Genomic DNA, 12,472 nt, shown 5'->3' with positions numbered 1-12,472 from the left:
TGTCTGATGCTTGATAACGTGGGAACGTAGCTGGGCAAATGAGAGGGGTCAAGAGGTGGCGGTGGGGCAAAGGGCGATTCGGCATTCGGTGCCGGAGCCCAAGACGGCGCGACAACCGTTGCGGCAGGAAGTCGTGGACGGAATCAAGGCCTACATCCTGCGCAACGAGCTGCGCCCGGGAGACCCCTTGCCGACCGAGCCCGCCCTGTGCGAGGCGCTCGGCGCGAGCCGCTCCAGCGTGCGGGAGGCGATCAGGATCCTGACCGCGCTCGACATCGTCGAGGTGCGGCACGGACACGGCACCTATGTGGGACGGCTGAGCCTGTCCGCCCTGGTGGAGAGCCTGGCCTTCCGGGGACTGCTCAGTCCCGACGACGACTTCCAGGTGATGAGCGACCTCATCGAGGTGCGCGAGCTGTTCGAGCGGGGCATGGCCGAACGGCTCGTCACCTCCCTGAGCGACGAGCAGATCGACCGCCTCGCCGCCCACGTCGACGAGATGCGCAGGGCGGGCGCGGGGGAGGGGAACGGCTTCGTCGAGGCCGACCGGGCCTTCCACACCCTGCTCCTCGCCCCGCTCGGCAACGACCTCGTCGGACAGCTCTCGTCCGCTTTCTGGGACGTCTACGTCATCGTCGCGCCGCACCTCGACGTCTTCACCCGTGAGCACGAGGCGGCCACCATCGCCAACCACCAGCGGATCGTGGACGCGGTGCGGGCGCGGGACGCGGCCGAGTTCGCGGAGGCGCTGGCGGAGCACTACGCGCCCGTGCGGCAGCGGATCGCGGAGGCCCGCGCCCGCCGCTGACCGACCGGACCGGCCCGGAGGCGCCCTCGCGGTGGCGGGGGCGCCTTCTGTGTACGGCCGCAAGCCGGCGGCCTTCGAAAGGGCACTTGACGGCCGTCGTCCGGATCTTTAGTGTCCCAGGACAACAGACATCAGACGTCTGCTCTTGAGACGTCGGAGGTCGGACCGACCCGTTCCCTCCTCCCCTTCCGCACCTTCGCGCTGCGCAGCGCGCACGCCTCACCCACCGGGGCTCCACTCATGCCACTGACGGACCTCACCCTCGCCGAGTGCCTGGCACTGCGGCCCGACCTCGACGAGCCCGCCGACCTCGACGCCTTCTGGGACCGGACCCTCCGGGAGTCCCGCTCCCAGGGCGGCGCCGCCCGCTTCACGCCCGTGGACACCGGCCTCACCGAGGTGACGACCCACGACGTGACCGTCCCGGGCTTCGCCGGCGAGCCCGTCCGGGGCTGGCTGCACCTGCCGGTCCGGACGAGCGGTCCGCTCGGCTGCGTGGTCGAGTTCCTCGGCTACGGGCGCGGTCGCGGCCTGGCGCACGAGCAGGTTCTGTGGGCCAACGCCGGCTACGCGCACTTCATCATGGACACCCGCGGCCAGGGCTGGTCCACGGCCGGCGGGGACACCCCCGACACCGCCGCCCTGACCGGCACCGTCCCCGGCTTCCTCACCCGCGGCGTCGAAAGCCCCCACGACCACTACTACCGCCGGGTCTTCACCGACGCGGTGCGCTTCGTGGAGGCCGCCCTCGCCCACCCGTCCGTCGACCCGTCGAAGGTCGTCGTCACCGGCATCAGCCAGGGCGGCGGCATCGCCCTCGCGGTCGCCGGGCTGCTGCCCGGGCTGGCGGGCGTGCTGCCCGACGTCCCCTTCCTCTGCGACATACGGCGCGCGGCGACCGTCGCCGCCCGGCCGCCCTACACCGAGATCGCGGAGTACCTGCGGCTGCACCGCCACCGCACCGGAACCGTCCTCACCACGCTCTCCTACTTCGACGCGGCCCTGCTCGCCGCGCGCGCCTCGGCCCCGGCGCTCTTCTCCATCGCCATGATGGACGAGATCTGCCCGCCCTCGACGTGCTTCGCCGCCTACCACCGCTACGGCGGCCCCAAGGACGTGCGCGTCTACGAGTTCAACGGCCACGAGGGCGGCGGCGGCCACCACCGGCGCGAACAACTCGCCTGGTTGCGGGAGCTGTTCACCGTTCCCCGCTCCGAGGCACCCACAGCTCTCTCCGTACTGCACGACCACCGACTCGCCTGACCCCTCACTCGAGAAGAGGCCTGTTCATGCAGCGAAGAGTCACCCTGGCCATCGGCACCGCCGCCCTGACCGTCCTGGCCGCCACCGTCCCCGCCGCACACGGCGCCGACACCGCGCGGGCGGCGGCCGTCGGCACGCTCACCTCCGAAGACCTCGCCACCGCGGGCACCGGCTCCCCCTACTACCGCATCCCCGCCCTGACCCGGACCACCGAGGGCACGCTGATCGCGGCCTACGACGCCCGGCCCACCCTGGGCGACCTGCCGGGCAACATCGGTGTCGTGGTGCGGCGCAGCACCGACGGAGGCACCACCTGGCAGGCGCAGCAGACCGTCCGCAAGGAGGCCGCCCCCAAGGGCTACGGCGACCCCAGCCTCCTGGTGGACCGGGAGACCGGGCGGATCTTCCTCTTCTACGCGGCCTCCGTGAACCAGGGCTTCTTCGGCTCGGCGACCGGCAACGACGAGAGCGACCCGGATGTCCTCCAGGCCGACTACAGCTACTCCGACGACGACGGACTGACCTGGAAGCACGAGCGGATCACCGCCGAGATCAAGAACCCGGCCTGGGCCGGCATGTTCGCGGCCTCCGGCGAGGGCATCCAGCTGCGGCACGGCGAGTACGCGGGCCGCCTCATCCAGCAGTACGCCATCCGCCACAACGGCGCCAACTACGCGGTCAGTGCCTACAGCGACGACCACGGCGCCACCTGGAGGATGGGCACCCCCGTCGGACCGGGCGGCGACGAGAACAAGACCGTCGAGCTCTCCGACGGCCGCGTCATGCTCAACAACCGTTCGAAGCCGTACCGCACAATCGCCTACTCCACCGACGGCGGCGTCACCTACACCCCGTTCCAGCAGGACAAGGAACTGCCCGACCCGGCCAACAACGGCTCCATCGCCCGCTTCGCCCCCGATGTACCGGCCTCCCACCCGCGCGCCTCCTGGCTGATGTTCAGCAACACCGCGACCACCAACAGCCGCAGCAACCTCACCGTCCGCCTCTCCTGCGACAACGGGCAGAACTGGCCGGTGCGCAAGACCGTCGAGGCCGGCTCGGCCGCCTACTCGACGCTCACCCCGCTCGGCGACGGCACGGAGGCCAATGCGCGGATGGGCCTGCTGTGGGAGCGGGACGACTACAAGCACATCACCTACTCGTCCTTCGACCTGAAGTGGCTCGGCGGAGTCTGCGCGCCCGTCACCGTCACGCCGCCCGCGTCCCTGCCCGCCGGGAAGACCACGGAGGTCACCGTGCGCGTCGTCAGCCAGAACGACGTGCGGCTCCCCGCCGGCACGGTCTCCCTGAAGCTGCCCCAGGGCTGGAGCGCCCCCGAGGTCACCATGCCCGCCCTCAACCCCGGCCAGGGCGCCAACGTCAGGATCCCCGTCACCGTCCCCGCGAACGCCACCGCGGGCAGCGTGACGACGACCGCGACCTACGAGGTCCGCGGCAACCAGTACTCCTACGGCGACTCGACGCTCACCGTCACCTCGCCGTAGCCAGGCCACGGGCCGCCCGCACGCCCGCCCACGACGCGGCGGCGGGCGGCCCGTCCCACCCCGTACCACCACTCGCAAGCCCCAGGAGACACCATGTCCTCGTCCCAGCCCCTGCGCGGCGTCGTGCCGCCCGTCTGCACCCCCCTGGATGCGTCGGGCGAGGTCGACACCGCCTCGCTCACCCGGCTCGTCGAGCACCTCGTCAGCGGGGGAGTGCACGGGCTGTTCGCCTTGGGCTCCAGCAGCGAGGTCGCCTTCCTCACCGACCGGCAGCGGGCGATCGCCCTGGAGACGGTCGTCGAGGCTGTCGCCGGGCGGGTGCCCGTGCTGGCCGGCGCCATCGACACGACCACGCCCCGGGTCCTCGAGCACGCCGACGCCGCCCGGAAGGCGGGCGCCGACGCCCTGGTGTCGACCGCGCCCTTCTACGCCCGCACGCACCCGCGTGAGATCGCCGGCCACTTCCGCGCGGTCCGTTCGGCCGTCGACCTGCCCCTGTACGCCTACGACCTGCCCGTCTCCGTACACAGCAAGCTCTCCACCGCCCTGGTGCGCGACCTCGCCGTGGACGGAACCCTGGCCGGCCTCAAGGACAGCAGCGGCGACGAGGGCGGCCTGCGCCGCCTGATCGTCGAACTCGGCGGACGCCACGGACGCACCGACGGCCCGGCCCCCTCCTTCAGCATCCTCACCGGCTCCGAACTGACCGTGGACGCCGCCCTGCTGGCCGGCGCCGACGGTGTCGTCCCCGGCCTGGGCAACGTCGACCCCGCCGGGTACGTCCGTCTCTACGACGCCGTACGCGGCGGCGACCTGGATCGCGCCGTGAAGGAACAGGAGCGGCTCGTCGAGCTGTTCGGACTGGTCGACGCGGGCCCCGAGGCCGAGATGGGCCGCAACTCCTCGGCCATCGGCGCCTTCAAGCACGCGCTGCGCCTGCTCGGGGTGTTCACGCACGGCACGACCGCCGCGCCGCAGATCCAGCTGGGCGAGGCGTCGGTGGCCCACGTCGAGCGGCACCTGCGCGGCGCCGGGCTGCTGCCCGTCCGATGAACGGACGGCACGTGAACGGACGGCACGTGAACGGACGCCACCTCAACGAACGGACCCCCGACGCGCCGGTGATCGGCCTCGACCTCGGCGGCACCAAGATCGCCGCCGCCCTGGTCGCGGCCGACGGCACCGTCCTGGCCCGGCATACGGTGCCCACCCCGGCGGCGGAGGGCGCGGAGGCGGTGCTCGACGCGCTGGCCGGGGCCGCCCGCGAGGTGTGGGCGCCCGGCACGGCGGCGATCGGCGTCGCCGCGGCCGGCGTCATCGACCCCGCCGCCGGAACCGTCACCAGCGCCACCGACACGATCCGCGGCTGGGCCGGCACCGCCCTGGCCGCCGGCCTCGCCATCCGCACCGGCGCGCCCGTGGCCTGCGACAACGACGTACGCGCCGCCGCCGCGACGGAACTCGCCGGCCTCGGCGACGACGCCACCCTCGTCTACGCGGCCGTCGGCACCGGCGTCGGCGGCGCCGTCGCCGCGTCTGGACGCATGCTGCACGGCGCCGCCGGAATCGCCGGGCACCTCGGCCACCTGCCGAGCCCGGAGGCGGACGGACTGCCCTGCACCTGCGGGGCCACCGGCCACCTGGAGGCGATCGCGGCCGGCCCCGCCATCACCGCCCACTACACCCGGCTCGGCGGGCGGCGGGCCGACCGGCTCCAGACCGTGGCCGAACGCGCCGCCGACGGCGACCCGCACGCCACGTCGGCCATCACGCTCGGCGCCCGCGCCACCGGCCGTGCCCTGGGCGGCCTCGCCAACGCCCTCGGCCCGCACCGCGTCGCCGTCGCCGGCGGCGTGCCCCGCATCGGCGCCCTGTACTGGGACGCCCTGTGCGCGGCGTTCACCGCGGAACTCATGCCCCCGCTGCGGGCGTTGCGCCCGGTGCCGCCGCACGGCGGAGCCGACGCAGCCGTCCTCGGAGCGGCCGCGCTGACCCGCACCCTGCCCCTGCACCACCCTCACACCACGGGAGCTGCCACATGACCCCGGCCCCGCCCCTGGCCGCAGCCCTGGCCGGCCGCCTGATCGTCTCCTGCCAGGCCCCGCCCGGAGACCCGATGCGCCACACCGACACCCTGGTCCGGATGACCCTCGCGGCACGCGACGGCGGCGCGGCGGCCGTACGCGTCAACGCCCCGGAGGTCGTAGCCGCCACGGTCGCGGCCGTCGACCTCCCGGTGATAGGCCTGTGGAAGGACGGCGACAGCGGCGTCTTCATCACCCCGACCGTGCGCCACGCGCTCGCCCTCGTGGAGGCGGGCGCCGCGGTCGTCGCGGCCGACGCCACCGCCCGCCCACGCCCCGACGGAAGCACCTTCGCCGAACTCGTCGAGGCCGTCCACGCGGCGGGCGCCCAGGTCATGGCCGACGTGTCGACGCTCGGCGAGGGGCGGACGGCGGCCGCCGAGGGAGCCGACTTCGTCGGCACCACCCTGTCCGGCTACGTGCCGGGCTCGCCGGTCCAGACCGCCCCGGACCTGGCCCTGGTGACCGACCTCGCCGGGGCGCTCGCCACCCCGGTGATCGCCGAGGGCCGGATCGCCACGCCGGAGCAGGCCGCGCAGGCCCTCGCGGCGGGCGCGCACAGCGTCGTCGTCGGCACCGCCATCACGGCGCCGACCGCGCTGACCCGGCTGTTCGTGGACGGCCTCACGTCCTGACCCGGCGTGCGCGAGGGGCGGCGGGAGACAACCTCCCACCGCCCCTTTCCACGTACTGCGGCGATCAGACCGCCGGAGCCGGGTACGTCGGGTACTCCACCCCGGAGACGTGCTGGACGACGCGGACGACCTGGCAGGAGTAGCCGAACTCGTTGTCGTACCAGAGGTAGAGGATGGCGTTGTCACCCTCGACCTTGAGCGCGCCGGCGTCCACGATCGAGGCGTGGCGCGAGCCGATGAAGTCGCTGGAGACCGCGTCGGGCGCGCTGATGAAGTCGATCTGGCGCTTGAGCGGCGAGGTCAGCGACACCTCGCGCAGGTGGTCGAGCACGTCCTCGCGGGTGGTCTCGCGGGCGAGCTGGAGGTTGAGGATCGCGATCGAGACGTCCGGCACGGGGACGCGGATCGAGCTACCGGTGATCTTCGCCTTGAGGTCCGGGAGGGCCTTGGCGACGGCGGAGGCGGCACCCGTCTCCGTGATCACCATGTTCAGCGGCGCGCTGCGGCCGCGGCGGTCCGACTTGTGGTAGTTGTCCAGCAGGTTCTGGTCGTTGGTGAACGAGTGGACGGTCTCCACGTGGCCGCGCTCCACGCCGTACTCGTCAGCCATCGCCTTCAGCGGCGGGACGATCGCGTTGGTGGTGCAGGACGCGCAGGACAGGATCTGCTCGTCCGGCTTGATGGTGTCGTGGTTGACGCCGTGCACGATGTTGGGGACGTCGCCCTTGCCCGGCGCGGTCAGCACGACCTTGTCGATGCCGGGGCGCAGGTGCTTGGACAGGCCCTCGCGGTCGCGCCACTTGCCGGTGTTGTCGATGAGGATGGCGTTCTTGATGCCGTACGCCGTGTAGTCGACCTGCGTCGGGTCGTCGGCGTAGATCACCTTGATGGCGTTGCCGTTGGCGAGGATGGTGCTGTTGTCCTCGTCGACGGTGATCGTGCCCTGGAACTGGCCGTGCACCGAGTCGCGGCGCAGCAGCGAGGCGCGCTTGACGAGGTCCTGCTCGCCGCCGCCACGGACGACGATGGCGCGCAGGCGCAGGCCGTTGCCCGAGCCGGCCTTCTCGATGAGCAGACGGGCGACGAGCCGGCCGATGCGGCCGAAGCCGTACAGGACGACGTCGCGGCCCTCGCCACGGTCGATCTTGTTGGCGCCGGTGGCCCCGGCGACGGCGTCGGCGGTGAACTCCTCCACCGACAGCCCGCGGTCGTCGCTCCTGTAGGTCGCGGCGAGCATGCCGATGTCGATCTGCGAGGGGCCGAGGTCGAGCGTGGTGAGGGCCCGCAGGAAGGGCATCGTCTCGGTGACCGACAGCTCCGCGCCGGCGATCTGCCGGGCGAAGCGGTGGGTCTTGAGGATGCTGACCACCGACTTGTTCACCAGGGAGCGGCTGTGCAGCAGGACGGTGACGTCCCGCTCACGGTGCAGCTTCCCGATCATCGGGATCATCGACTCCGCGATCTCCTCGCGGTTCTTCCAGTTGGTGAACGAGTCGTCGTTGACAGTCACGTCTCTATCTTTCGAGCTAGGCGGCGCTCATATGCTAACCCCATCGCCCTTATGATCGATCAAGTGGGCCACCCTGTGATCAGATGATCGGGTCGCGGCGCCCCCTGCTCCCGCCCCGCACCGGGTCGTCAGCGGTCCCGGCCGCGGTCCAGTTCCTCCTCCACGGGCGGCTTCGGCACCTCGCGCAGGTGCTGCGACTGGCCGGGCTTCCCGCCCGCACGGGCCTGCTCGGCGCGCTGCGCGGGGGACGTGCCGAGGTCGGAGGCGGGGTCCACGCGCACCGACCGGGCCACCTCCTCGCGGTTGGCGTAGCTCTCGGGCGGTATGCCGCGCAGCGCGGCGACGGCGTCCTGCGACGCGCCCGCCTCGCGGGCCGCCCGGATCAGATCGTCCTTGCCCGCGGGGAAGTCGACGTCCTTGATGGCGTCGGCCACCTCTCGGGCGCTGGTGCTGTGGGACATGAGGCCTTCTCCCGGTCCGTGGCTCGGCCCCTGTGGGGCCTGCGGGGGCGTTCGGAACCTCCGGGTAACCCCCGGGCCCCACTCCTCACATTCCGGGCGAATCGTCGAACAGGATTGCGGCCTGGGCGATCGGGTACGCGAGGCTGGACCGCCCCCGCGCCGATCATTCGAGGCGGGAACCCCACTGCCGCGACCAGGGATCTGTCATGGAAACACCCGCGAACGACAACTCCGTCTCGCCCGCCCAGCGCGCGCTGGACGCCCTTGCCGAGAACACCGAGGACACGGCGGCGCTCGACACGCTCGCGAGCAGCGACGTCCTCGTCCCCGTCCCCGACGACGCGAACGAACAGGACGCCGCCGATCCGGGGATGCTCGCGCTTCCGGTACTGGAACAGCAGGGGGGCCGGCAGGTGGTGCCGGTCTTCACGTCCGAGCTCCAGATGGCGGACCTGCTGCCGTACGTCTCCCGCTACCGCATGGTGCCGCTGGGCGCCCTCGCCGCGCAGTGGCCGGCCGACGACCTGTCGCTGTCCATCGACGCCGGCTCCGAGCACCGCCTCACGCTCACGTCGGACGGCGTACGCACCCTGCTGGCCCGCCCCTAGTCCCTAGAGCGGAGAACCCGCGTCGTCGCCGAGCATGCGGGCCAGTACGGCCCGCTGCAGCGGCAGCACCTCCGCGTGCAGGTCGCGGCCCCTGCGGGTCAGGGCGACGTACACACCGCGCCGGTCCTCCGCGCACATCGAGCGCACCACCAGCCCGTCCTTCTCCAGTCTGGCGATGAGGCGCGACAGCGCGCTCTGGCTCAGGTGGACATGGCCGACGAGGTTCTGCACCCGGCACTGCGAGCCCTCCTCGGGCCCCTCGGTCGCGAGGATGTCGAGCACCTCGAAGTCGCTCGCGCCCAGACCGTGCGGGTGCAGCACGCGGTCGATCTCGCACAGCGTGCGCGCGTGCACCGAGAGGATCTCCCGCCACCGTTCCTCGAGCCGCGCACCGGCTGTCCTGGCTGCCATGTCTGCACGGTAACACCGGAACCACGGTTCGTTTCCCGTGCAACCAGTGCGCGCGCAAGTGCGAGTCCGGGGGCAAGGAGGCCTGGGAGCGGCGCTCACGGGGGTGACGGAGGCCGACGCGCTCCGGCGGTGACGGGGAGCCGCTCACCGCGTGTAGTAGGACATGGATGCCATGAGCGCCATCAGCATCGGTCAGGCCGTCGTCCTCGGAGCCGTCGAGGGGGTGACCGAGTTCCTCCCGGTCTCCTCGACCGGCCACCTCAAGATCGTCGAAGGGCTGATGGGCATCCCCGTCGACGACGACGCCGTCATCGGATTCTCGGCGGTCATCCAGGTCGGCGCGATCGCCGCCGTACTCGTCTACTTCCGCAGGGACATCGCGCGGATCGTCTCGGCCTGGCTGCGCGGGCTGACCGACCGTGAGGAGCGCTACCACCACGACTACAAGTTCGCCTGGTGGGTCATCGCGGCGACGATCCCGATCGTGCTCGTGGGCCTGGCCGCCAAGCCACTGATCAAGGGCCCGCTGGCCTCGCTGTGGGTGGTCGCCGGCTCGCTGATCGTCGGCAGCGGCGTGATGTGGGTGGCCGACCGGACCGGCCGGCACAAGCGGGGGGAGGACGACACCTCCTTCAAGGACGCGATGCTGGTCGGCGGCTCCCAGATCCTCGCCCTCCTCTTCCCCGGCTTCTCCCGCTCCGGTGCCACCATGTCCACCGCCCTGATGCTCGACCTGGACCGGGTGGCCGCGACCCGGCTCTCCTTCTTCCTCGGCATCCCCGCCCTGACCGGCGCCGGTCTCTACGAACTGAAGGACGCCCTCGGCACCGGGACGAGCGCCGCACCCCTGGCGGTCGGCACCCTCGTCTCCTTCGTGGTGGCCTACGCCTCCATCGCCTGGCTGCTGAAGTTCGTCGCCAAGCACTCCTTCAACGCGTTCGTGATCTACCGGATCGCGGTCGGCCTCCTGCTGTTCGGGCTGCTCGGCACCGGCGTACTGCAGAGCTGACCGCGGTACGCCGGGACACCGCACGGGTACTCAGCGGGCGTTGCGCAGCGGCTCCCCGACGCTCCTCATGTGGCGCAGCGCCTCCCGGTGCGAGGCCAGCAGCCCCGTCTGGTGGTACGGGACGCCCAGTTCGGCGCAGTACCGCTCGGTGATGACCTGGGCCCTGCCGAGGGCCGGGGTCGGCATGCTGGGGAAGAGGTGGTGCTCGATCTGGTAGTTCAGGCCGCCCATGAACGCGTCGACGAAGAACCCCCCGCGTACGTTGCGGGAGGTGAGGACCTGACGGCGCAGGAAGTCGAGCCGCGTGCCCTCCTCGATCATCGGCATGCCCTTGTGGTTGGGGGCGAAGACCGAGCCCAGGTAGATCCCGAACAGGCCCTGGTGCACGGCGATGAAGGCGAGCGCCTTGCCGGGGGAGAGAACCGTGAACAGGCCGCCGAAGTACAGGACGAAGTGGGCGACGAGCAGTGTGCCCTCGAGGACCGGCCGTTTCATGGAGGGGCTGCGCAGTGCCTTGAAACTGTTGAAGCTGAGATTCAGCCCTTCCAGCGTCAGCAGCGGGAAGAACAGCGCGGCCTGGTGCTTCCCGATGAAACGCGGGATTCCCTTGGCCCGGCTCGCCTGGCCCCGGGACCAGACCAGGATGTCGGGTGAGACGTCCGGGTCCTTCTCCTCGTGGTTGGGGTTGGCGTGGTGGCGGGTGTGCTTGTTCATCCACCAGCCGTAGCTCATGCCCAGCAGCAGGTTCGCCACCAGCAGTCCGCCGGTCTCGCTGGGGCGCCGGCGGGTGAAGACCTGCCGGTGGGCGAGGTCGTGGGCGGCCAGTCCGAGCTGGCCGAAGACGACGGCCGTCCCCACCGCCACGAACAGCTGGCTCCAGCTGTCCCCCAGCAGGAGGAAGGCGGCGACACCGCCCGCGAGCGCCAGGGCGACCAGGCCGAAGCGGACCGTGTAATACAGCGGGCGGCGCCGCAGCAGCCCCGCGTCGGCCATACGCCGGTTGAGTTCGGAAAAGTCGCTCCCCTTCTCGCGTCCCTTTTCCTGTCCACGCGCGGGCGTGCTCTCGACGAGCACCGTTGAATTGACCATGTACTTCAGTATGTGAACGGCCGTCCGGTCGCAGAATGGCGTTGGCACCCGAGCCGGGGGTGTGGCCAGCCCCACCCCCGGCCTGGGGTCCTCCCCGCCGCTGCGCGCCGGGACGGGCCCGCGTGGACAATGGCGATCATGAGTACGCCGACGACCTTCCTGCCGGTCCTGGAACGCATCGCCGAGGAGATCGAGCGGACCCCGGGCAGCGGCCGGCCCGCCGACTACATCCCGGCGCTGGCCGCCTGCGACCCGCGTCGCTTCGGCATGGCCGTCGCCGAGCCGGACGGCACGGTGTACGGGGTGGGGGACTGGCGCGAGCCCTTCTCCGCGCAGTCCATCACCAAGGTGTTCACCCTCGCCCTCGACCTGTCCCGCGAGGGCGACGCCCTCTGGGAGCACGTGGGCCGCGAGCCGTCCGGCAACCCGTTCAACTCCCTGGTGCAGCTGGAGTACGAGAACGGCATCCCCCGCAACCCGTTCATCAACGCGGGCGCCCTCGTCGTCACCGACCGCCTGCACACCCGTACCGGCGACGCGGCGGGCGAACTGCTCGCCTTCCTGCGCGCGGAGAGCGGCAACCCGGACCTGACCTACGACGAGGAGGTCGCCGCCTCCGAGACCGCGCACGGCGACCGGAACGCCGCCCTCGGCCATTTCATGGCGTCGTACGGCAACATCGACAACCCGGTGCCGGTCCTGCTGGAGCAGTACTTCCGGCAGTGCTCCGTGGCCGCCTCGTGCGCCGATCTGGCCCTGGCGACCGGTTTCCTGGCCCGGCACGGCATCCGCGCCGACGGCACCCGGCTGCTGAGCCGCAGTCAGGCCAAACAGGTCAACGCGGTGATGCTGACCTGCGGGACGTACGACGCGGCCGGTGACTTCGCCTACCGGGTGGGCCTGCCGGGCAAGAGCGGGGTCGGCGGCGGCATCATCGCGGTCGTGCCGGGCCGCTGCACGCTGTGCGTGTGGGGCCCCGGCCTGGACGAGCGGGGCAACTCGGTGGCCGGGGTCGCCGCCCTGGACCGCTTCACGACGCTGACGGGCCATTCGGTCTTCTGACGGGCCATTCGGTCTTCTGGGGGAAGG

At 71.9% G+C, this 12,472-nt stretch carries 13 protein-coding genes; 9 read left to right on the top strand and 4 right to left on the bottom strand.

All coding sequences use genetic code 11. The features are described 5' to 3' along the window. Positions 1-55 precede the first annotated feature (55 nt). The 6 genes from KUM03_RS17880 (at position 56) to KUM03_RS17855 (ending at position 6,295) form a co-directional block, all read left to right on the top strand. Positions 56-808 carry a FadR/GntR family transcriptional regulator gene (locus KUM03_RS17880; protein WP_374225339.1) on the top strand — a complete coding sequence of 251 codons (753 nt, stop codon included), beginning with the start codon at positions 56-58 and terminating at the stop codon, positions 806-808. A gap of 240 nt (positions 809-1,048) precedes the next feature. Continuing rightward, entirely contained in the window at positions 1,049-2,071 is a 1,023-nt protein-coding gene (locus tag KUM03_RS17875; protein WP_217249998.1) for an acetylxylan esterase, read from the top strand. 26 nt (positions 2,072-2,097) lie between these two features. Next, complete coding sequence (locus KUM03_RS17870; protein ID WP_217249995.1) at positions 2,098-3,576, top strand: exo-alpha-sialidase; 1,479 nt, start codon at positions 2,098-2,100, stop codon at positions 3,574-3,576. Positions 3,577-3,669: 93 nt separating this feature from the next. Next, positions 3,670-4,629, top strand: a complete 960-nt coding sequence (locus KUM03_RS17865) for a dihydrodipicolinate synthase family protein (RefSeq protein WP_217249993.1) — start codon at positions 3,670-3,672, stop codon at positions 4,627-4,629. Between the two features lie 26 nt (positions 4,630-4,655). Continuing rightward, the gene (locus KUM03_RS17860) at positions 4,656-5,618 is read left to right on the top strand and encodes an ROK family protein (protein WP_308406350.1); all 963 of its coding nucleotides are present in this window, start codon (positions 4,656-4,658) and stop codon (positions 5,616-5,618) included. Next, the gene (locus tag KUM03_RS17855; protein WP_217249989.1) at positions 5,615-6,295 is read left to right on the top strand and encodes an N-acetylmannosamine-6-phosphate 2-epimerase; all 681 of its coding nucleotides are present in this window, start codon (positions 5,615-5,617) and stop codon (positions 6,293-6,295) included. Before KUM03_RS17860 ends, KUM03_RS17855 begins: the two co-directional genes overlap by 4 nt. Before the next feature lie 64 nt (positions 6,296-6,359). Here KUM03_RS17855 and KUM03_RS17850 read toward each other — a convergent pair whose 3' ends face one another. Together KUM03_RS17850 and KUM03_RS17845 are read right to left on the bottom strand one after the other, a co-directional pair. Next, the gene (locus tag KUM03_RS17850; protein ID WP_217249987.1) at positions 6,360-7,805 is read right to left on the bottom strand and encodes a glyceraldehyde-3-phosphate dehydrogenase; all 1,446 of its coding nucleotides are present in this window, start codon (positions 7,803-7,805) and stop codon (positions 6,360-6,362) included. A 128-nt stretch (positions 7,806-7,933) separates the two neighbouring features. Further along, on the bottom strand, positions 7,934-8,266 hold the full coding sequence (locus tag KUM03_RS17845; RefSeq protein WP_217249986.1) for a DUF2795 domain-containing protein: 333 nt from the start codon (positions 8,264-8,266) through the stop codon (positions 7,934-7,936). 206 nt (positions 8,267-8,472) lie between these two features. Between KUM03_RS17845 and KUM03_RS17840 the strand changes: the two genes are divergently transcribed. After that, positions 8,473-8,874: an SseB family protein gene (locus KUM03_RS17840; RefSeq protein ID WP_217249984.1), complete on the top strand. Its 402-nt coding sequence runs from the start codon at positions 8,473-8,475 to the stop codon at positions 8,872-8,874. A gap of 3 nt (positions 8,875-8,877) precedes the next feature. On the opposite strand, the gene KUM03_RS17835 is transcribed toward KUM03_RS17840, so the two are convergent. Next, positions 8,878-9,285 (bottom strand): MarR family winged helix-turn-helix transcriptional regulator, encoded by a 408-nt coding sequence (locus KUM03_RS17835; RefSeq protein WP_217249982.1) that lies wholly within the window; start codon positions 9,283-9,285, stop codon positions 8,878-8,880. A gap of 172 nt (positions 9,286-9,457) precedes the next feature. On the opposite strand from KUM03_RS17835, the gene KUM03_RS17830 reads away from it, so the two are divergent. Then, positions 9,458-10,294 (top strand): undecaprenyl-diphosphate phosphatase, encoded by an 837-nt coding sequence (locus KUM03_RS17830; protein WP_217249980.1) that lies wholly within the window; start codon positions 9,458-9,460, stop codon positions 10,292-10,294. A gap of 30 nt (positions 10,295-10,324) precedes the next feature. Here KUM03_RS17830 and KUM03_RS17825 read toward each other — a convergent pair whose 3' ends face one another. Next, positions 10,325-11,383: an acyl-CoA desaturase gene (locus tag KUM03_RS17825; RefSeq protein ID WP_217249978.1), complete on the bottom strand. Its 1,059-nt coding sequence runs from the start codon at positions 11,381-11,383 to the stop codon at positions 10,325-10,327. A gap of 129 nt (positions 11,384-11,512) precedes the next feature. On the opposite strand from KUM03_RS17825, the gene KUM03_RS17820 reads away from it, so the two are divergent. Next, a complete protein-coding gene (locus KUM03_RS17820; protein WP_217249976.1) occupies positions 11,513-12,445 on the top strand; it encodes a glutaminase in 933 nt (310 codons plus the stop codon). Positions 12,446-12,472: the final 27 nt, after the last annotated feature.

The sequence above is a fragment of the Streptomyces sp. AC602_WCS936 genome (assembly GCF_019049125.1).
Taxonomy (GTDB): domain Bacteria; phylum Actinomycetota; class Actinomycetes; order Streptomycetales; family Streptomycetaceae; genus Streptomyces.
This window is presented reverse-complemented; position numbering and strand designations above follow the sequence as displayed.

Bases quoted from the DNA above. Each gene is read 5' to 3' on its own strand.
- KUM03_RS17845 (WP_217249986.1), bottom strand. From the start codon at position 8,266: ATGTCCCACAGCACCAGCGCCCGAGAGGTGGCCGACGCCATCAAGGAC.
- KUM03_RS17870 (WP_217249995.1), top strand. From the start codon at position 2,098: ATGCAGCGAAGAGTCACCCTGGCCATCGGCACCGCCGCCCTGACCGTC.
- KUM03_RS17875 (WP_217249998.1), top strand. From the start codon at position 1,049: ATGCCACTGACGGACCTCACCCTCGCCGAGTGCCTGGCACTGCGGCCC.
- KUM03_RS17840 (WP_217249984.1), top strand. From the start codon at position 8,473: ATGGAAACACCCGCGAACGACAACTCCGTCTCGCCCGCCCAGCGCGCG.
- KUM03_RS17825 (WP_217249978.1), bottom strand. From the start codon at position 11,383: ATGGTCAATTCAACGGTGCTCGTCGAGAGCACGCCCGCGCGTGGACAG.
- KUM03_RS17835 (WP_217249982.1), bottom strand. From the start codon at position 9,285: ATGGCAGCCAGGACAGCCGGTGCGCGGCTCGAGGAACGGTGGCGGGAG.
- KUM03_RS17820 (WP_217249976.1), top strand. From the start codon at position 11,513: ATGGCGATCATGAGTACGCCGACGACCTTCCTGCCGGTCCTGGAACGC.
- KUM03_RS17865 (WP_217249993.1), top strand. From the start codon at position 3,670: ATGTCCTCGTCCCAGCCCCTGCGCGGCGTCGTGCCGCCCGTCTGCACC.
- KUM03_RS17855 (WP_217249989.1), top strand. From the start codon at position 5,615: ATGACCCCGGCCCCGCCCCTGGCCGCAGCCCTGGCCGGCCGCCTGATC.
- KUM03_RS17830 (WP_217249980.1), top strand. From the start codon at position 9,458: ATGAGCGCCATCAGCATCGGTCAGGCCGTCGTCCTCGGAGCCGTCGAG.